Genomic DNA, 18,627 nt, shown 5'->3' on the forward strand with positions numbered 1-18,627 from the left:
CCAGGCGGGTCGCCCGGGAGCGACCACAGCCTCGGTGGCGGCCAGCGCGGCAAGCCCTCCGAGGCAGGAGGCCCATGGGCCAATGACTGCGTGACGCACGAGCCCTCATCCAAGGTTTCGAGAGAGGGCTCGTTCCTGCGGAGCACCTCCCGCCGGAAGTCCTGGGGAAGGTCCTGCTGCAGGTGCCCTGCCGCCCCAGGAGGGGTCTCGGACGCACATACGACCTTCGTCACGGCACCTGCCCTGCCGCCCCGAGCTCCTAGGAGAGCAGCCGATAGAAGTACAGGCGGTCTTCTGGTGTGATATGCGGCACGGGCTATCGGGTCTCCTGCACGCCGGCGTGGATGATGCTGGCAATCTGCCGGACGGCATTCCGTGCCTCCGGGATGAGGGCAAGCGGCCACTCGTGCGAGAGGCCCTCTCCCGTGACGAGGCGGTGTGTCACGCCGGCCTTCTCCAGCAGCTGGTCCCATGTGGCGCAGTCGGGGTAGAGGATCTCGCGCGCGCCCACAAAGGTGGTCACGTTGCGCAGGACGGAGACGTCACCGTTGATGGGGCTCAGGCGTGGCGAGGAGATGTCGTCCCCGTCGGCCCAGAGGTCCCCTGCCTGTGCCAGTCCCCAGGGGGCCAGCGATGGGTCGCGGTCAAAGTAGTCGCTGATTGCGTCGTTGCGCAGGGAGAGGTCAAGCTCCGGCGAGATCAACACGAGCTGGCCAGGCTGGGGCAGCTGGTAGTGCTTGAGCGCCTCCGCGATGCCCGCGGCAAGCCCGCCGCCCGACGAGCTGCCCACCAGGGAGAGATCGTCCGCCCCGTAGCGGTTGACCATACCCTCGTACAAGTCTATGAGCAGCGAGTACGCCTCATCGTAGTCGTGCGCTGGCGCCAGGGGATAGATGGGCACGCACACCTCCGCGCCGCTGAGGCGGCAGAGCCTATCGGCAAAGAGCCAATCGATGGGGCGCATCTGGGTGAGATAGTCACCGCCATGCAGGAAGAGCACGGCCCGCGTGTTCTTGCCGGTGGTTCCCAGGTGGTACGTCCTCATGCCATCGCGCGTCTCCTCGAAGACGAGCGACTTGATGGGCAGCCACGAGGGGATGGCATATTCCTGCTCGTTCCGGACGCGGTTACGCGCGACGTAGTCCTCGAAGCGCTCCAGGTCGTCACCGAGGAGGTTCTTGCGGGAGCCCGTGGCCCGCCGACCGACCTCCCACAGGCTCGCGACGCCGGTGCGGTGCCATCTGAGACGCGAGAGCGCCTCGAACCCCACTACCGTACCCGTGGCGATGACCGCAGCGGCTGCGGCTTTGATGAGAGACCTTGTCGACCTGTCCATGGTGCCTCCATTCCCGTGACGCGGTCGCGTCGCACGTATTCCCTCCAGTCTACTCTGAGTGGGGCACGCCAACCTCCTCAACCACCCTGCGGTGGCAGATGGATGTCATGTCGCAGGTCCCTGGCGGGGCGAGCGTCCGCGTGGGGCTGTCCGTGCGTCGCGGCCCTGAGGCGCTGGTTGCGTAGGTTGGTGACGGTGCCCCGCATGCCGTGGGGCACGTAGGTGGCGGCCATGGCATCGAGGTCTGCGGGCAGGTAGTCGACGAGGCTCATCGATCCCCTCTGCCCCACGCAGGCTGGGATGGGAGTGGTCTGGGGTGTGGCCTCCACGGCATAGACCGTGGCGCCCTGGGCGGAGAGGCGTCTTTCGTACCAGCTCATGACATCGTCCGACCGCTCGGCGCGCGCGTCCTCGCTCTGCCAGAGCACGTCGTAGCCGGCCAGATCGAGTTGGTCGAGCGAGAAGCGCCAGAGCGGATAGCTGTCCGTCTTCAAGAGCAGGCGCGCGTCGGGTGCCAGGAGCCTGCGGTATTCCAGCAGGCGGTCCGCATGCGTGAGGCGCAGGTGAGCCTCCTTGCGCCTAGGGAAGGGCGTCGGGAAGTTGAGGTAGATGCCGTCGAGCTCACCGGGGGCAAAGGCGTCTGAGAGACGGTCCGCCGAGCGCGGTACGAGCACCATGTTGTGAAGGTGCCGTCTGACGGCCTTCTCCGCTGCGTAGGCCATGCAGACGGGCTCGAAGTCCACGCCCACGAAGAGGGTCGTGGGGTCGCGCTCGGCCATGTCCGCCGTGAAGCCACCCTTGCCACAGCCCAGGTCAAGCCACAGCCCTTGGTAGGCGTGCGGCCCGTCTTGGCCCTCCCTGAGGGGATGGCAGGCCTCGCGCCAGCGCCCGGCGTAGCTCTGGGGCCGCACCTCGATGGCATCCGCATACCGCTCGAGGCGCTCCTCGAGCACGAAGTGCTTGGGAAGTCTGGTGCGGATTGCATGCATGTGGCCTCCTATCTTCCATTTGTTGCATTTGGGAGCTGAGTATCGAATGCCTCCAGGTGCAATGCAGATCGTGTCGAGAAAGTAGGTGCCCCTAGGTAGGGAAACGGCCACTGCCTCTCGTCGCATCCATTGTCTCGCAACTGCGAACTCTAAGGCGGCGGCCGTTTCCCTACCTAGGGGCACCTACACCAGAGACTCCGACGTGATCCCCACTCCTTGGCAAAGGCAATGGGAATATGGGATCAAACCAATGTAAGTACAGTTTAAAATTGTCATCACGCCAACTGGCGTCGATCGCGAGTGGCTGTCACCCAGCGACTTGGTCGTGATCGACCTTGGCGGCCACGTCGTTGAGAACCTCTCGTGACTCAGGCCTACGAGCGAGGCAACGATGCACAGGACATGTTCGAGGCATATCTCAAGGCCCCATACGTGGAAGAGGTGGCACATCTCTATTACAATGCGCTGAGTATTTCGGATGGTACGGAGATGCATGACCCTTCTCAGGAGGAGCTGGATGCGTGGAGATATCCTTCGGAGGCTATCACAGAGGGGATAGCACATGACGAGGGCAAACTCGGATACAGGGCAAGGGAAGTGGAAAGGGCGAGGCAGGATGTCACGTTTTACCAAGTATTTTGAGATGAGTCCAGATGATGTTGTGGAGTATGCGCTTGAGAAGACACCAGAGATAGGGTGGGATCGCGCATCCATCAAGGCGGTCGTGCCTCCTGAGCATGGAAACCTGAATTACGTCTTTCGCGTGACGGATGGCGTCGGTCACTCGCTCTACATTAAGCAGGCTGGGATGGAGACGCGCATCTCGAAGGACATGAAGCCCTCGACTGATAGAAACCGCATCGAATCTGAGATCCTTGAGGTGGAGGGCAAGCTGGCACCTGGCATGGTTCCACACGTATATTTCTATGACACCATCATGTGCGCCTGTGGGCTCGAGGATTGCAGTGACTTCGAAGTCATGAGGGATGCGATGCTCAGGCATGAGACGTTTCCACACTTTGCGGAGGCCATCTCGACGTTTATGGTCGACACGCTTCTGCTGAGTAGTGATGTCGTCATGAATCATCAGGAGAAGAAACGCCTCGTACAGAGGTTCGTCTCTCCAGACTTGTGTGACATTACCGAGAAGCTCGTGCTGATGGAACCATATGGTGACCATGAGGGACGTAACAACGTTTTTCCTCCCAACAGGCAGTTCGTTGAGGAACAGCTTTATGCGGATCAGAGGTTGCATCTGGAGGTCGCAAAACTCAAGTTCAAGTTTATGACAGACGCCCAAGCCCTTCTGCACGGTGACTTGCATACAGGATCAATCTTCATCGCACCAGACGCTATGAAGGTGTTCGATTCGGAATTTGGTACCTATGCACCGATGGGATATGACACGGGCAATGTCGTCGCAAACCTCATTTTTGCCTATGACAATGGACTGGCGACAGAGGATGAGCCATTCTGCACATGGGTACTCGATACCATCGAACAGATGGTCGACAAATTCGTCACAAAGTTCAACAAGAGGTTCGACGAACGTGTGACCGAGCCGATGGCCCAGGTACCTGGCTTCAAGGAATGGTACCTCGAAAGCATACTTGATGATACGGCTGGTTATGCGGGCACAGAACTCCACCGCCGGACCGTGGGCCTTGCCAATGTTGCTGACGTTACAAGCATCAAGGATGAAAAGAGACGCCTATTGGCGGAACGCATCAATATCCTTGCCGGAAAGGACTACATACTGCATCAACGTGCATTTCGCTCGGGCAAGGACTTCGTCGGTGCGGTCAGGCGCGCCGAGGACGCTGCCATGAGGACCCTGTAACAGCCAGTGGGAACGCAAGAGGAGCTTAGTCATGAACGTTGAGGAATTCTTTAACAAGGTCGTTACCGTTCGCATGAGCCCTGATGAGAGCGCACTCGACATCATAGACCAGACGCTTCTTCCCGGCACCATCAAGCGCATTGAGATATCAAGCAGGGTGGAGATCTGGGACGCCATCAAGCGGCTGCGCGTGCGCGGTGCACCTGCAATTGGTGTTGCGGCTGCATATGGCATCGCGCTTCTGGCGTCTCGTATCGAGTCGAACGGCCTTGATGACTTCTATGCCAAGTTTACAGAGGAAAAAGACTATCTTGCCTCCTCTCGTCCTACGGCAGTGAATCTGTTCTGGGCGCTCGATCGCATGGACCGTGTCGTCAAGAACCATGCGGATGATTCTCCTGATGACATCAAAGAGGCGCTCTTTGCCGAGGCTGACGCCATTCGAGAAGAGGATGTGCAGATAAGCCGTGCGATTGGCGAGATTGGCTTTGGGCTGCTCAGGGATCTCAAGAGGAACGGTCAAGCGGTTGGGATTCTGACGCACTGCAATGCCGGTACGCTTGCCACTGCAAAGTATGGTACGGCCACCGCACCTATGTACCTGGCTCTCGAACACGGGTGGGCTGGAACGGACATGCATGTGTACTGCGATGAGACGAGGCCGCTGTTGCAAGGTGCACGCCTGACATCCTTTGAGCTTTACCATGCGGGAATCACTACTACGCTGCAGTGTGACAACATGGCCTCCATCCTCATGAGATCCGGCAAGATCGACGTCATCTTCGTTGGGTGCGATCGTGTGGCAAGGAATGGTGACACGGCAAACAAAATTGGAACATCCGGGGTAGCGATTCTTGCCCACCATTACGGGATTCCATTCTATGTCTGTGCGCCAAGCTCGACCATTGACATGGACACACCAACAGGAGAGCAGATTCCCATCGAGATGCGCAATCCCGACGAAGTGACGGAGATGTGGTATCGAGAGCGTATGGCCCCTGAGGGCGTTGACGTCTTCAATCCGGCTTTTGACGTGACGGATCACGGCCTCATCACGGGCGTCATTACGGAAAAGGGTCTGTGCCACACCCCTTATGACGAGGCTTTCCTCGACCTTGGCATGGGTCTATAGGGGGTCACCTACCTGAGGTGCACGAGGCGGAGGCACGGATCCGCCTCGTTGCCCCGGCTGATTCGTTCCCCTCGCCTCCGTCCCTGCATGCCGTACGATGACCAGTGACCGTCACACGCCATTGGAAGGATAGCCCATGGATCGCCAGCAGTCGCACTTCTCGGCGATACTCTCACGCCTCAGGTACATCGATCGCTGGGCGCTCATGCGCAACGCGCGCACGGAGAACCTCAGCGAGCACTCGCTGGAGGTGGCCATGATCGCGCACCTGCTGTGTGTGATCGGCAACGTGCGCCATGCCCGGAGGCTCGACGCCAACCGTGCCGCGCTTGTGGGCATGTACCATGATGTGGCGGAGATCATCACCGGCGACATGCCCACGCCGGTCAAGTATGCCAACGGGCATATCCGTGATGCCTACAGGGACGTGGAGGCAGCGGCCGAGGAGCGCCTCCTGGACACGCTGCCTGCCGACCTACGGCCCACCTTCGTGGAGACGCTCGCGACGGGGGAGGGCGAGGCGGACCAGTACCTCGCACGCCTGGTGAAGGCGGCCGACAAGCTCTCCGCGCTCATCAAGTGCCTCGAGGAGCGTGCGGCAGGCAACACCGAGTTTGCGACGGCAGAGGCCGCCACCCGCGCCAAGCTCGACGAGATGGCGGCGGAGCTTCCCGAGGTGGCCGACTTCATGGAGGAGTTCCTGCCATCGTATGGCAGCACGCTCGATCAGCTGCTGTGACGGTCGTTCGGGTCTGCGGGACGACGCAGGCCGTACCCACCGCCCCGTGGCGCCCAGGCGGTGGGTCGGGGGATCTGTGGCTACTCCTTCTGGTAGTCCTGCAGCGTCGCCATGAGTGCGGGGATGACCTGCTTCTTGCGGCTCACGACGCCCGGTAGCATGGCGACGCCATCGACGGGTTCCACGTCGAACGCCTGTCTGACGATGCGCTCGGCGTTGGTGCCAAAGTAGAGCATCTCGCTCGAGGCGTGCTTGACATCGGTGAACAGGTAGAACACCATCGGCAGCTCATCGGCGGCGGCACCCTCCTCGAGGTAGGGACCCACGAGCGCCTCGGCGGCCTTGCGGCTCCGCTCGGTCATGAAGCTGCCCTGGCCCACGCCAAAGCGTGCGGAGCCGCGGGAGAACACCTTGAAGTCCTGGTGGAAGACCTCCTCGGCGGTGCGGCCGTCGAGCGCGGCCCCGGCATCGAACATGTCATCGGCGTAGGCGTCGATGTCCTCGCCACAGATCCGGGCCAGCTCGCGGGCCGCATGCTCGTCGCGCGGGGTGCAGGTGGGGGAGCGGAACGCCAGCGTGTCGGACAGGATGGCGCTCATCATGAGGCCCGCGATGTCGTGCGGAATCTCCACGCCCTGCTCGTGGTACATGCTGAAGAGGATCGTGCAGGTGCATCCCACGGGTTCGTTGCGGAAGAGGGCGGGTGACTCCGTCTCTATCGTGCCGATGCGGTGGTGGTCGATGATCTCCATGATGACGGCCTGCTCCAGGCCATCGACCGCCTGCGAGCGCTCGTTGTGGTCCACGAGGATGACGTGCTTCTTGTTGACGCTGAGCAGGTTGGGCGTGGAGACCAGGCCGCTGTAGTGACCGTCCTCGTCAATTACGGGGAAGAAGCGGTGGCGCGACTGCGTGATGGTCCTGCGTGCCTCGTCCACGGTGGTGTTGACGGAGAAGCGCAGGACGTCCGCCGCATCGAGCATCCTGGCGCGCACGGGGACGGACATGCTGATGAGACGCGCGGCAGAGAAGGTGTCGTAGGGTGTGACGATGACGGTGCAGCCCCTGTCCCTGGCGGCGTCGAGCACCACGTTGGAGATGCGCGCGTCATTGCAGACCACGAGGCAGCTCGCGCCGGACTCGACGGCAAAGCGTTGCGTCTCGTAGCGGTTGGTCACCAGGACGGTATCGCCCTCCTGGATGTTGCCCTCCATCATCTCGGGCGTCGTGCCCACGACGACCTTGCCGACGGCGACCTTGTCCACGAGGTCCCCCAGGAGCAGCTCGCCCTTGAGCGTGGAGACGATGTTGGAGTAGAGCGTGTGCGCCTCGGAGAGGGCCGTCTTGTCGAAGACGTCCATGTTGGCGTTGGCGATGTCCTTCACGGCGATGAGGCCCTTGAGGTCACCCGTGGGATCGGTGATGCAGAGCGTGTCGGTCTTGCTCTCACCCATGAGATTCCAGGCGGAGAACAGGCTCATCTCGGGATCGATGCCCCGCATGTCCTGGATCTGGATGTCCTTGATCTGCGGACGCACCGACGTGATGAGGGCGGGCTCCTTAAAGCCGAAGTGCTTGAGCACGAAGGAGGTCTCGCGGTTGATGGTGCCGGCGCGTCGTGGCTCGTATTCGGTGTCGTCCGTCTGGCCCTTGAGGTAGGCCAGCGAGATGGCCGAGCAGATGCTGTCGGTGTCGGGATGCAGGTGGCCGATGACGTTGACCTTGCGAATGGATTCGGACACGGTGTCCTCCTTTGTGCAGTGCCTCGGTTTCGGATGCTACCATCGCCGTCGATTGTACACGTCTGCGGTGCAGCCATGATGGTCGGGCTGGTAGAAGGGGTAAGACGTTCCGTCGGGGCCTGGTGCCGGACGCCAGTGCCCCAGGCCGACGACGGGGGATGCGTCCCATGGCGTCTTGGGGCTATACGCGGGTGGGCCTGAGGCCCCGTTCCTCTTGGCGCAGCTCGCGCAGCACCTGCCAGGCAAGCGGCAGGGCGATGAGGCCCGTGATGACGTCGGTGACGGGCTGTGCCAGCTGCACGCCCAGAAGTCCCCAAAGGTGGGGGAGCACGAGCACGACCGGCCCCAGCACGAGGCCCAGCCGACAGGCGCCCAGGATGGTGGCGCGCCACATGCGTCCCGTGGTCTGCAGCAGGAAGTTGGTGATCATGGCCACGCCGGTGATGGCCATGGTGAAGCTCTCCACGCGCAGGCTCAGCGTGGCTATCTGGATCGCCTCGGCGTCGGGGGTGAAGGCGGAGACCAGCTGGGGTGCGAACGTGCAGGTGAGAATGCCCACCATCAGCACCGATACCACGGCGGCCCCAACGGAGAAGAAGTAGCCCCTGCGGATGCGCGAGAACTTGCGCGCGCCGTAGTTGTAGCCCACCACGGGCTGATAGCCCTGACCGATGCCGATCTGGATGTAGTTGCCAAAGGCACAGATGCGCTGCACGATGGCCAGGCCGGCGATGGCGGGGTCGCCAAAGGGACGGGCGGCATCGTTGAGCAGCGTGGTGGCGATGCCCAGCATCACCTGGCGCACGAACGAGGGGACGCCGCCATTGTTTATCTCGCGCAGCATGGCGGCGCTGGGTGGCTGCAGCCATGCGGGCGAGAGGGTGGTGATGCCCGTGCGCTGGAGCTGTATGACCAGGATGACGAAGCTGATGGCCTGGCAGATGATGGTGGAGAGGGCGCTGCCGGCGATGCCCATGCCCAGGACGTAGATGAAGAGCGGTTCCAGGCCGATGTTGAGGATGGCACCCGTCATGATGGCGACCATGGCGTAGAACGCCTCGCCTTCGAAGCGCATGAGCGTGTTGAGCATGAGCGCTCCGCACATGAAGGGGGCACCCAGCAGCGTGAGGCCGATGAACGTGCGCGCGTAGGGCAGGATGGTCTCCGTGGAGCCGGCAAGCCGACAGAGCGGGTCGATGAACACGTTGCCGACGATGGCGATGAGCACGCCCATCATGAGGGTGTAGGCCAGGCCATTCGTCGCGAGGCGGCAGGCGTGCTCCGTCTCCTGCTTGCCGAGGCCACGCGAGGCGGCGTTGCCTATGCCCTGTCCAAAGTAGAAGCCCACGGCCTGGATGGCGGTCATGGCGACGAACGAGATGCCGATGGCACCCGATGCCTCAACGCCCAGGCTTCCCACGAAGAAGGTGTCCGAGAGGTTGTAGATGCTGGTGACCAGGTTGGAGAGGATGGACGGTGCCGCAAGGGTGAGGATGAGCCGCCGCACGGGCGACTCCGTCATCTGCCGGAACTTCTCCTCTTGGGAGCCCTCTTCTGACTTCATGGTATCCCTATGTCGCATTCCTATGCCTCGTATCGGTTCTCTTGATAGTGTCACAAACGATGCCGGCTCGCACACGTTGGCTTTCCGACATGGTTGAGCATGGGGGCATGCCACAATGAAGGCGGCAGGTACGGGGTCTGAGGGAGAGTGGCACATGAGCGGGGGGCTATCTTTGCCTGCCATGGCACGACGGATGGGGCGGCATACCATCGCGACCTGGTGTCCGTGGCATAGGCACTGGCGTCAGCGTGCTAGCGGCCGCTGCGCTCGGTAGTGACGATGGCCGATGCCCGGGAGTTTCCACGACGGGCGCCGACTCCTACTGGCCTACACTGGCCTCGGGGACGCGGAGGTACCATGCGATGGCACCAGGGGGGGGAGGCCCATGCTGGACAGACGAGCCTTCGTTGCGGCGGCGCTGTGCGCTGCGGGTGGCCTTGTGGGCTGCTCGGGCGCGGGCGGCGCACAGGGGCAGGATGGTGCCCCTGAGCAGGGCAGTGCCACGGAGCCGCAGAACGTGGTGGCACTCATGCGCTCGCTTGCGGACATGTGGCTGCTTGCGGGCGGCACGCTCGTGGGTGTGACCGAGGATGCCACGGACCTCGACGGCGTGGGCTCTGCGACCACGGTGGGAACCGATGCCAAGCCCAGCCTCGAGGCCATCGTGGGCCTCGATCCCGGCCTCGTGCTGCTCTCGGGGGAGATACCCGCGCAGGTGGAGCTCAGGGACTCCCTGGACGGACAGGGCGTCACCACCCAGGCGGTCACGATCGAGTCCTTTGGGGACTATGCTAGCGTCATGGCGCAGCTCTGTGCCATGACGGGGCGCGGCGACCTCTACGACCAGAACGTCACCACCGTACAGGCGGACATCGATGAGGTCAGGAACCAGGCGGGCAAGCTCCCTCAGGCGAGCTACCTGGCATTGCGTACCTCCGCTGCCAAGAGCAAGGTGCTCAAGGACGACCACTTCGCCTGCGAGATCCTCGATGACCTCGCCCTGGCCAACGTCGCCGAGGGCACCTCGAGCCTGGACGACCTCTCGCTCGAGGCCATCGCGGCGGCTGACCCAGACAACGTGTTCGTCATCTATCAGGGCAGGGAGGACGAGGCGGCATCCGCCTTCGAGGAGGGCTTCTCCAGCCAGCCCATGTGGCAGGATCTCTCGGCGACCAAGACAGGTCATGTGTACGTGCTGCCCAAGGACCTCTTCCAGTACAAGCCCAACGCTCGCTGGGCCGAGGCCTATCGCTACATCCTCGATCTCAGGGAGCAGGGGTAGTGTCGATGTCCTCCCCACGTGGCGTGCGCCAGCGCCCAGCCGCGGCCTCGGCGCTCGGCGCGCTCGTGCTCGCCTGCGCGCTCGTCGCCTCTGCGGTGGTGGGCACCGACGCCCTGGGCACCGGTGACGCCCTGGGGGCGCTGCTGCGTCCGGACGTCGCGTCGCGTGTGGCCGTGACCATCGTGTGGCAGCTGCGCCTGCCCCGTGCGCTGGGCGGCGTCGTGTGTGGCGCCGCCCTCGCCGTGTCGGGCCTCCTGCTGCAGGCGGTGCTCGACAACCGGCTCGCGGCGCCAAGCGTGATGGGCATCAATGCCGGTGCCGGCCTCGCCGTGCTCGTCTGCGGGCTCGCGCTTCCGTTCGTGCCCCTGGCGCGGCAGCTGTCCGCCTTGGCGGGGGCCCTCGTCGCAACGCTTGCCGTCATGCTCGTGGCGCGCCGGGCGGGGGTCTCGCGCACCACGCTGGTGCTTGCCGGCGTCGCCGTGGCCTCGCTCTTCTCTGCCGGGTCCGACGCGCTGGTGACCGCCCGTCCCGACCTGGTGGCCGACAGGGTCGCCTTCCAGCTGGGTGGATTGGCGGGCGTCTCCTGGCAGCAGCTTCAGGTGGCCGCGGCCATCACGCTGGTGGGAATCGTGGCGGCCTATGCCCTGGGTCCAGGGGTCGACCTGCTTGCCCTGGGCGACCAGACCGCATTTGGCCTGGGACTCGACGCACGTCTCCATCGCGCGTGCGCCGTGGTGATTGCGGCGGCGCTTGCCTCGGCCGCCGTCTCGGTGGCAGGTCTCGTGGGCTTCGTGGGGCTCATCGTCCCCAACCTCGTGCGCATGGTGGCGCGGGGCGGCTTTCGTGAGGAGGCCGTGGCCTGCGCCATCTGGGGCGCGTGCCTGCTCGTGGGCTGCGACCTGGTCGGTCGGCTCGTGCTCTATCCCTACGAGCTGCCGGTGGGGCTGGTGCTCTCGCTGCTGGGTGCGCCCTTCTTCCTGGCGATGCTCATGCGGGGGCGAGGGGGGATGCGCCGATGATCGAGCTCTCCCATGTCACCTGCGGCTATGGTGGCAGAGCGGTCGTGAGCGTGGATGACCTGTGCTTTGGGGACGGTGAGCTCACCTGTGTGGTGGGGACCAACGGCAGCGGCAAGTCTACGCTGCTCAAGGCCATCGCCGGCGCACTGCCGCACGAGGGCTCGATATGTGTGGACGGTCTGGACGTGAGGGGCCTCTCGCACCGTGAGCGCGCGCATCATCTGGGCTTCCTGCCGCAGCGCCTCGCCGTGCCCGCGATGAGCGTCCGCACGCTTGTGGGGCATGGGCGCTTCTCGCGTATGGGCGTCTCCAAGGTGCTCGGCGAGGGGGATCGTGCCGTCGTACGTGAGGCCCTCGAGCTCTGCGAGCTGGAGGGTCTTGAGGAGCGGCAGCTGGAGAGCCTCTCGGGAGGGGAGCTGCAGCGGGCCTACCTGGCCATGGCCATTGCACAGGAGCCGGGAGCGCTGCTGCTGGACGAGCCGTGCGCCAGCATGGACGTACGGCATCGCCGGTGGGCAACCGACATGCTCTCCCGTCTTGCGCACGAGCGGGGCATGGCGGTGGTGGAGTGCACGCACGACCTCGTGGAGTGCTTCTCCACGGCGGATGACGTGGTACTCATCGATGGGGGGTGGGTACGCGCGGCAGGGACGCCAGCGGAGCTGGCCCGGATGCCCCGGCCCCTGTATGAGTCGTTTGGCGTCAGCGTTAGAAAAACGACAGACAATGATGCCGTCTTCCCGTACGTTCTCGTGGACGAGTCATAGGCCGCTTACGGCATGCCGGCCGTGACGTGAGGGCGTCACGGCCGGGGAGGGGGAGACATGGGCTACGTGCTGAGCGCCGCGGGCTTCTCGCGCGCCATGGGACGTCTGGGAGAGGATCGCCTGATCTATGCGCCCCAGCTCAAAAGGGGCGAGGGTCGCTTTGCCGACGTGGATGTCGTGCGCTACGACTTCACGGCCGACGTCAGTGCCATGGAGCTGGAGAGACGCTCTGACTACCCCTTCAAGGAGGTGCTCGCGCCACTCTCTCAGACGCTGTTCTTCTTTACGGAGGATGACGTCAAGGTGGCGGACGCGGACGAGCGCGAGGTCGTGGTGGTGCTGAGGGCCTGTGACCTCAATGCCGTGCGCCGCCTGGACGCCCTGTACCTCGAGAATGGCCGTCCCGACCCCTTCTACCAGCGCCTGCGCTCTAGGATGCGCTTTGCCCTCCTAGGCTGCGACCACAGCCAGGAGGACTGCTTCTGCGTGAGCATGGGCACGAACGTGGCCACGGGGTACGACCTCTCGTTTGACCGCCCCGCCGATGGCAGTGGGTATCGCGTGGACGTGAAGGCGGACGACCTGCGCCCCTACTTTGTCGCCGAGGCCACGGGCGAGGAGGACGTGACGCCCGCCCATGTGGCGTCAAACGACGTCTCCGTGCGCGTGCCCGAGGCCGTTCCCAACGCCATCTACGGGCACGATATGTGGAACGAGTACACCGAACGCTGCATCACCTGCGGTCGCTGCAACCTGGTGTGCCCGACCTGCACCTGCTTCACCATGCAGGATGCCTACTACACGGACAACGGCCGCGTGGGCGAGCGTCGGCGCGTCATGGCCAGCTGCATGATCGATGGCTACACCGACGTCGCCGGTGGTGGCTCGTACCGCAAGGCCGCTGGCGATCGCATGCGCTTCAAGGTGCTGCACAAGGTGTACGACTTCCGTCGGCGTTTCGGCTTTGACATGTGTGTGGGCTGTGGCCGCTGCGACACGGTGTGTCCGGAGTACATCTCGTTCTCGGGCTGCATCAACAAGCTCGCGGATGCCGTCGACGGGCTTGCCCGGGACGCCTCCCAGGGGGTGGCCACCAATGCCTAGCAGTGCCACAGCTGCCGTCACGCTCGATGCGGCGACCAATCCCTACGTTCCCTTCCCATCCACGATCCTCGAGGTCATCCGCCATACCAAGAGGGAGTACACCTTCCGCATGGCCTTCGCGGGCGACGTGCGGCCCGGACAGTTCTTCGAGGTCTCCCTCCCCAAGTTCGGCGAGGCACCCATCAGCGTGTCGGGCATCGTACCGGGCGTGTCGGTGGATCTCACCATCCGCCGCGTGGGCGTGGTCACCAATGAGGTGTTCGAGCATTACGAGGGTCAGATCCTCCTGCTGCGCGGCCCCTATGGCAACGGCTTCGACACCTCGCTCTTTGAGCGAGGTGAGGTCGTGGTGGTGGCCGGCGGCACGGGCGTGAGCCCGGTGCGCGGCGTCGTCGACTTCCTCTCACGGTGCGCCGACGCCGTGGACAAGCACGTGATCGTGGGCTTCCGCAGCCCTGACGACCTGCTCTTCCGTGATGACCTCACACGGTGGGACAAGGCGCTCGACCTCACGCTCACCGTGGACGCGGCTCCCGAGGGCTATGGGGGCAACATCGGCCTGGTGACCAAGTACATCCCCGACCTGCCACTGCGGGACCCTGCGACGGCGCAGGCCGTCGTCGTGGGACCACCCCCCATGATGCGCTTCACCATCAGGGGGCTGCTCGGGCGCGGCCTTGCGGAGGGAAACGTCTGGGTCTCCCAGGAGCGCCGCATGTGCTGCGGCCTTGGCAAGTGCGGCCACTGCCGCATCGGTGACACGTACGTGTGCCTGGACGGCCCGGTGTTCAACTACACCGAGTCCAAGGACCTGTTGGACTAGGGGGCAGCTCGTTATGACCATGGACGTCAACGTCAAGAGGCTCAAGAGGAACGCCTTCCGCCAGTCCAAGGTGCGCGGCGAGACGGCCAGTCGCGTGCGTGTGCCGGGTGGTCTCGTGAGTGCCAGGAGCATGGCGCGCATCGTGGGGATCGCGGAGGAGTTTGGCAACGGCGAGATCTTCCTCACCAACCGCCAGGGCGTGGAGATCCCCGGCATCAGGCTGGAGGACATGTCCCAGGTGAATGCACGGCTCAAGGCCATCATCGAGGACACGCGCATCAACCAGGAGGACACCGACCACGGCTATCTGGCGAGCGGCACGCGCAACGTCGTGGCGTGTCCCGGCAAGCGCCTGTGCCCCTTTGGCTGCTATGACACCACGGCCTTTGCCCGGCGCATGGATCAGGCGATCTTCCCCAACAACCGCCACGTGAAGGTGGCCTTCACGGGCTGTTCCAATGACTGCGCGCACGTGGCGCTCAATGACTTTGGCATCATCGGCATGACGGAGCCGCAGTACGATCCCACCCGCTGCATCGGCTGCGGCCAGTGCGTGGACTGGTGCCGGCGTCGTTCCGTGAGCGCGCTCAAGCTGGTGGGTGGCAAGGTCGTGCGCAGCGAGGATCGCTGCATCGGCTGCGGCGTGTGCGTGGTGTACTGCCCCACGCGCGCCTGGACCCGTTCCCGGGAGCACTACTTCCGCGTCAAGATCCTCGGGCGCACGGGCAAGCAGAACCCACGCCTGGCCGAGGACTGGCTGCGCTGGGCGGACGAGGACTCCATCGTCAGGATCGTGCAGAACACGTATGCCTTCATCGAGGAGCACATCGACCCCCATGCCCCGGAGGGCAAGGAGCACATCGGCTACATCGTGGATCGCGTGGGCTTCGACGAGTTCGTGAGGTACGCGCTTGACGGCGTGGAGCTGGGCGAGAAGTGCCAGCGTGCGAGCCATGTGTACTGGGGTGGCAAGCGCTATGATCGAGACAACGACCTGAGGTAGGGCGCCCGGAATACGAGCGGTTCGACTACGGGGAGCACGTGCGGCAAACGGCGTCTGAGACATAGTGCCAGGTGACGCGTTCGTGAACCGGTGCCTGCATGAGGTTACTCTCGATTCCCAATGCCCCTGTCATCTTATGGCACGATTGTTGGTGCGTGCCGTGAGTGGTTCATTACGCACGGTGGATGGAGCATTGAGGTGCTCCACGCGACACATGACGACGAGTGACGCTGCGTTTCGTGTCCTGTTGGGGCGCTATATGCCCAGGCCATCACGGTTACGAACTAGATACTAACTAACTCTCATATCACTAGATATAGAGGACGTAACTACTTTTTACAATTTTGTAATGAAGATAACATGTGCCTAGGTCAGACGCGCAGCATGAGGTTGTGTAGGGTGACATGACGTGGGTACGTGCAAGCGACAGGCGGAACACATCCCCATCGACGTCAGAGCACGCGCGTCGCAAGGAGAGAGGATGGGTTTATGCCAGTCGATCGCAAGAAGTACTGCGTCTACGGAGCGTGGCGCGAGTCAAAGACGAACGAGTACACCCCCGTCACCAACGCGAGCACCGGTGAAGTCATGGCCGAGGTGCCACGCTGCACCACTGAGGAGGTCGAGGAGGCAATCGCCTCTGCACAGGAGGCCTTTCCCACATGGGCGGAACTCTCGCTCTCCAGACGTGTGCAGTACATGTTCAAGTGGCGTGACGTCCTTATCGATCACCTCGATGAGCTGACATTGCTGTGCGCCAAGGAACACGGCAAGAACCTCAACGAGAGCCGTGGTGATATCCTCAAGGCCATCGAACCCACTGAGCTTGCGTGCTCGCTGCCGCTGGCCATCCAAGGGCGCTGCGCGATGCAGGTCTCCACGAACTTCGATTGCGAGACCATACGCCAGCCGCTCGGGGTCGTTGCCGGTATCGTACCGTTCAACTTCCCGGCCATGATTCCGTGGGGCTGGATGGTGCCGCTTGCTATCGCCTGCGGAAATACGGTCGTGCTCAAGGCCGCAACGCCTACCCCGCTCACCGCCATGAGGATCCTCGAGCTCTTCTATGCGGAGGGGGGCTTCCCCAAGGGCGTCGTCAACCTCGTCACCTGTACGCATCACGAATCCGAGGTACTGCTCACCGATCCACGCGTCAAAGCCGTTACCTTCGTGGGCACCACGGGCGTGGGCAAGCAGGTCTACGCCACCGCGGCAGCTCATGGCAAGCGCGTGCAGGCACAGTGTGAGGCCAAGAACCACGCTCTCGTCCTGGAGGACTGCGATCTTGATGCTACGACTAATGCAGTCATCAATTCCGCCTTTGGTTGTGCCGGCGAGAGGTGCATGGCGTTGCCCGTCTGCTGCGTCCAAGAGTCCATCGCCGATGAGTTTGTGGCAGTTCTCAAGAAGAAGGCCGAGGCGATGGTTGTTGGTTGTGCCTACGACCCCAAGACCAAGCTGGGCCCAGTCACGGACAAGAAGTATCGCAGACGCATCAGCGAATGGATCCAGAAGGGCGTTGACGAGGGCGCCGAGCTCGTACTTGATGGTCGTGGTTACAAGGTGGCGGGCCTTGAGGGCGGCTTCTACCTCGGTCCCACCATCTTTGATCACGTCGAGCCTGGCATGGAGATTGGTGAGCGCGAGATCTTTGGGCCTGTCGTGTGCATCAAGCGCGTCAGGAGCTATGACGAAGGCATCAGCATCATGAATGCCAACCCCTTTGCCAACGGCTCCTCGATCTTCACGCGCAGCGGCTACTTCGCGCGCCGCTTCAAGATGGAGACCGATGGCGGCATGGTGGGCATCAATGTCGGTATCCCCGTGCCGACGGCCTACTACCCATTCAGTGGCAACAAGGAGTCGTTCCTTGGTGATAGCCATGTGCTTGGTCTGGATGGCTACCACTTCTACACGCGTGCCAAGACGGTCACCACCCACTGGTTCGACCAGAGCAGCGCCTCGCGGACACTGGACAGCTGGGAGGGCACTGTCGAGCGCGAGTAGGGGTCGAGCTGGGAGTTCCATACCAAGAGATGCATAGGGGTAGCAAGTCGTTTGATGAGAGGCAGAGACACCATGGAGACTGTGGAGCAGTTTGCCAAGCATTTTGACACGGCTTTTCTAAGTCCAGCGCTTACGGAGGATGAGGTCCGCAGACAGGCGAAGATCGCACTCGATTATCATGTGGCGACCTTCTATACAAACCCCATCTGGACGCCCGTAGTGGCCGAGATTCTGGGTGGTACCGACGTTCATATCGGTGCGGCCTGCTCCTTCCCTCATGGCACCACGACACTTGAGATGAAGAAGGCCGAGATGGAGGAGGCTGTGGCTTCCGGTGCCACTTCCGTCGACCTCGTTGCCAACGTAGCGGCCATCAAGGAGGGTCGGTGGGATTACGTCAAGAGCGAGCTCGAGGCACTGCGTACGACCGCAGGTGACAACTGGGCCAAATACATCATCGAGACCTGCTTCCTCAATGATGCGCAGCTGGCCAAGACCGTTCGGCTGTGCAGTGAGGCGGGTATCGACTTTGCCAAGAGTGGCACGAACGTCCAAGGCAAGTCACAGGACCATAAGATTCGCGTGATGCTTGACAACGTCTCTGGGAGCACCAAGGTCAAGTGCTCGGCCCTTCCGGACAGCTTCATGATGTCCGCGATTCTCTGGATGATTCACGAGGGCGTCCAGCTGTTCGGGACCATGTATGCAACGGAGCGCATCGAAGAGTACCGCGACTATCTTGCGTGGTCCAAGCGCAATGGCATCAAGGAGTGGTAGCTCGGCCTCGCCAAGGTTGAGGTGAGCGCAGGGGGTTCCGACGGCGCCTGTCCATAGCGTCAAAACACCAATCTGATGTGCGTGACCAAGAGGAGGTCAGAGGGACCTCTAGGGTGGTTGTGCGAGAAAGGAGTCATGTCATGATCAAGAGGACGTTGGAGGAGCTGACCACCTATGAGGCTCCGGGACACTTTGGGTGCTGTGCCATGCGTGTCCATGGCAAGGACGAGACCGGTGCCACGAAGTTCTGGATTGGCCGCTCCACCTTTCTACCTGGTGGCGGAGCCGAGTACCAGTACGAGGACAATCCGCTTGAGAAGGTCTACTACGTGCTCGAGGGTGAGATTACCGTCATTGACAAGCAAGGCAAGGTTTACGCGATGCACAAGGACGAGGCCATCTGCTTTCCACCCAATGAGGGTCGCAAGCTTGAGAACCGGTCGAATCGTCCAGCCATCATGCTGGTGATCATCAACTATCCCGATGCTCAGTAGTCTTACACG

The 18,627-nt window shown here is 63.0% G+C and carries 18 protein-coding genes; 14 read left to right on the forward strand and 4 right to left on the reverse strand.

The features are described from left to right. Positions 1-316 precede the first annotated feature (316 nt). Both J2S71_RS06165 and trmB read right to left on the reverse strand, forming a co-directional pair. Positions 317-1,336, reverse strand: a complete 1,020-nt coding sequence (locus J2S71_RS06165) for an alpha/beta hydrolase (protein WP_307389745.1) — start codon at positions 1,334-1,336, stop codon at positions 317-319. Between the two features lie 77 nt (positions 1,337-1,413). Next, entirely contained in the window at positions 1,414-2,325 is a 912-nt protein-coding gene (gene trmB / locus J2S71_RS06170) for a tRNA (guanine(46)-N(7))-methyltransferase TrmB (RefSeq protein ID WP_307389747.1), read from the reverse strand. Between the two features lie 274 nt (positions 2,326-2,599). On the opposite strand from trmB, the gene J2S71_RS12295 reads away from it, so the two are divergent. The 5 genes from J2S71_RS12295 to yfbR all read left to right on the forward strand — a co-directional run bounded on the left by J2S71_RS12295 (position 2,600) and on the right by yfbR (position 6,036). Next, positions 2,600-2,692, forward strand: coding sequence for a hypothetical protein (locus J2S71_RS12295; RefSeq protein WP_370873232.1), 93 nt, complete (start codon positions 2,600-2,602; stop codon positions 2,690-2,692). 35 nt (positions 2,693-2,727) lie between these two features. After that, positions 2,728-2,967, forward strand: coding sequence for a hypothetical protein (locus J2S71_RS06175; protein ID WP_307389749.1), 240 nt, complete (start codon positions 2,728-2,730; stop codon positions 2,965-2,967). Continuing rightward, a complete protein-coding gene (mtnK, locus tag J2S71_RS06180) occupies positions 2,942-4,165 on the forward strand; it encodes an S-methyl-5-thioribose kinase (RefSeq protein WP_307389753.1) in 1,224 nt (407 codons plus the stop codon). Before J2S71_RS06175 ends, mtnK begins: the two co-directional genes overlap by 26 nt. A gap of 31 nt (positions 4,166-4,196) precedes the next feature. Next, positions 4,197-5,297: an S-methyl-5-thioribose-1-phosphate isomerase gene (mtnA, locus tag J2S71_RS06185; protein WP_307389756.1), complete on the forward strand. Its 1,101-nt coding sequence runs from the start codon at positions 4,197-4,199 to the stop codon at positions 5,295-5,297. 136 nt (positions 5,298-5,433) lie between these two features. Next, a complete protein-coding gene (gene yfbR / locus J2S71_RS06190) occupies positions 5,434-6,036 on the forward strand; it encodes a 5'-deoxynucleotidase (RefSeq protein WP_021725024.1) in 603 nt (200 codons plus the stop codon). Between the two features lie 80 nt (positions 6,037-6,116). Here yfbR and J2S71_RS06195 read toward each other — a convergent pair whose 3' ends face one another. After that, the gene (locus J2S71_RS06195; RefSeq protein WP_021724929.1) at positions 6,117-7,778 is read right to left on the reverse strand and encodes a putative manganese-dependent inorganic diphosphatase; all 1,662 of its coding nucleotides are present in this window, start codon (positions 7,776-7,778) and stop codon (positions 6,117-6,119) included. A 181-nt stretch (positions 7,779-7,959) separates the two neighbouring features. Continuing rightward, entirely contained in the window at positions 7,960-9,342 is a 1,383-nt protein-coding gene (locus tag J2S71_RS06200; RefSeq protein ID WP_307389760.1) for an MATE family efflux transporter, read from the reverse strand. A gap of 385 nt (positions 9,343-9,727) precedes the next feature. Between J2S71_RS06200 and J2S71_RS06205 the strand changes: the two genes are divergently transcribed. From J2S71_RS06205 to J2S71_RS06245, 9 genes are all read left to right on the forward strand, one after another. Then, positions 9,728-10,624, forward strand: a complete 897-nt coding sequence (locus J2S71_RS06205; RefSeq protein WP_307389764.1) for an ABC transporter substrate-binding protein — start codon at positions 9,728-9,730, stop codon at positions 10,622-10,624. A 5-nt stretch (positions 10,625-10,629) separates the two neighbouring features. Continuing rightward, complete coding sequence (locus J2S71_RS06210) at positions 10,630-11,643, forward strand: FecCD family ABC transporter permease (protein WP_021724999.1); 1,014 nt, start codon at positions 10,630-10,632, stop codon at positions 11,641-11,643. Then, on the forward strand, positions 11,640-12,410 hold the full coding sequence (locus tag J2S71_RS06215) for an ABC transporter ATP-binding protein (protein ID WP_307389767.1): 771 nt from the start codon (positions 11,640-11,642) through the stop codon (positions 12,408-12,410). The genes J2S71_RS06210 and J2S71_RS06215 overlap by 4 nt, the downstream gene beginning before the upstream one ends. Positions 12,411-12,467: 57 nt before the next feature. Then, positions 12,468-13,514 (forward strand): anaerobic sulfite reductase subunit AsrA, encoded by a 1,047-nt coding sequence (gene asrA / locus J2S71_RS06220; RefSeq protein ID WP_307389770.1) that lies wholly within the window; start codon positions 12,468-12,470, stop codon positions 13,512-13,514. After that, positions 13,507-14,337 (forward strand): anaerobic sulfite reductase subunit AsrB, encoded by an 831-nt coding sequence (gene asrB, locus J2S71_RS06225; protein WP_307389773.1) that lies wholly within the window; start codon positions 13,507-13,509, stop codon positions 14,335-14,337. The genes asrA and asrB overlap by 8 nt, the downstream gene beginning before the upstream one ends. Before the next feature lie 13 nt (positions 14,338-14,350). Next, entirely contained in the window at positions 14,351-15,340 is a 990-nt protein-coding gene (gene asrC / locus J2S71_RS06230; RefSeq protein ID WP_307389775.1) for a sulfite reductase subunit C, read from the forward strand. A gap of 489 nt (positions 15,341-15,829) precedes the next feature. After that, positions 15,830-17,347: a CoA-acylating methylmalonate-semialdehyde dehydrogenase gene (locus J2S71_RS06235; protein WP_307389778.1), complete on the forward strand. Its 1,518-nt coding sequence runs from the start codon at positions 15,830-15,832 to the stop codon at positions 17,345-17,347. Between the two features lie 72 nt (positions 17,348-17,419). After that, positions 17,420-18,124 (forward strand): deoxyribose-phosphate aldolase, encoded by a 705-nt coding sequence (gene deoC / locus J2S71_RS06240; protein WP_307389781.1) that lies wholly within the window; start codon positions 17,420-17,422, stop codon positions 18,122-18,124. Between the two features lie 140 nt (positions 18,125-18,264). Next, entirely contained in the window at positions 18,265-18,618 is a 354-nt protein-coding gene (locus J2S71_RS06245) for a cupin domain-containing protein (RefSeq protein WP_307389785.1), read from the forward strand. Positions 18,619-18,627: the final 9 nt, after the last annotated feature.

Source organism: Olsenella profusa DSM 13989, assembly GCF_030811115.1.
GTDB classification, from domain to species: Bacteria; Actinomycetota; Coriobacteriia; order Coriobacteriales; family Atopobiaceae; genus Olsenella_F; species Olsenella_F profusa.

Excerpts from the sequence above, each read along its gene's own strand:
- J2S71_RS06165 (WP_307389745.1), bottom strand. The coding sequence starts at position 1,336 with ATGGACAGGTCGACAAGGTCTCTCATCAAAGCCGCAGCCGCTGCGGTC.
- trmB (WP_307389747.1), bottom strand. The coding sequence starts at position 2,325 with ATGCATGCAATCCGCACCAGACTTCCCAAGCACTTCGTGCTCGAGGAG.
- J2S71_RS06175 (WP_307389749.1), top strand. The coding sequence starts at position 2,728 with ATGTTCGAGGCATATCTCAAGGCCCCATACGTGGAAGAGGTGGCACAT.
- mtnK (WP_307389753.1), top strand. The coding sequence starts at position 2,942 with ATGTCACGTTTTACCAAGTATTTTGAGATGAGTCCAGATGATGTTGTG.
- mtnA (WP_307389756.1), top strand. The coding sequence starts at position 4,197 with ATGAACGTTGAGGAATTCTTTAACAAGGTCGTTACCGTTCGCATGAGC.
- yfbR (WP_021725024.1), top strand. The coding sequence starts at position 5,434 with ATGGATCGCCAGCAGTCGCACTTCTCGGCGATACTCTCACGCCTCAGG.
- J2S71_RS06200 (WP_307389760.1), bottom strand. The coding sequence starts at position 9,342 with ATGAAGTCAGAAGAGGGCTCCCAAGAGGAGAAGTTCCGGCAGATGACG.
- J2S71_RS06205 (WP_307389764.1), top strand. The coding sequence starts at position 9,728 with ATGCTGGACAGACGAGCCTTCGTTGCGGCGGCGCTGTGCGCTGCGGGT.
- J2S71_RS06210 (WP_021724999.1), top strand. The coding sequence starts at position 10,630 with ATGTCCTCCCCACGTGGCGTGCGCCAGCGCCCAGCCGCGGCCTCGGCG.
- J2S71_RS06215 (WP_307389767.1), top strand. The coding sequence starts at position 11,640 with ATGATCGAGCTCTCCCATGTCACCTGCGGCTATGGTGGCAGAGCGGTC.
- asrA (WP_307389770.1), top strand. The coding sequence starts at position 12,468 with ATGGGCTACGTGCTGAGCGCCGCGGGCTTCTCGCGCGCCATGGGACGT.
- asrB (WP_307389773.1), top strand. The coding sequence starts at position 13,507 with ATGCCTAGCAGTGCCACAGCTGCCGTCACGCTCGATGCGGCGACCAAT.
- asrC (WP_307389775.1), top strand. The coding sequence starts at position 14,351 with ATGACCATGGACGTCAACGTCAAGAGGCTCAAGAGGAACGCCTTCCGC.
- J2S71_RS06235 (WP_307389778.1), top strand. The coding sequence starts at position 15,830 with ATGCCAGTCGATCGCAAGAAGTACTGCGTCTACGGAGCGTGGCGCGAG.
- deoC (WP_307389781.1), top strand. The coding sequence starts at position 17,420 with ATGGAGACTGTGGAGCAGTTTGCCAAGCATTTTGACACGGCTTTTCTA.
- J2S71_RS06245 (WP_307389785.1), top strand. The coding sequence starts at position 18,265 with ATGATCAAGAGGACGTTGGAGGAGCTGACCACCTATGAGGCTCCGGGA.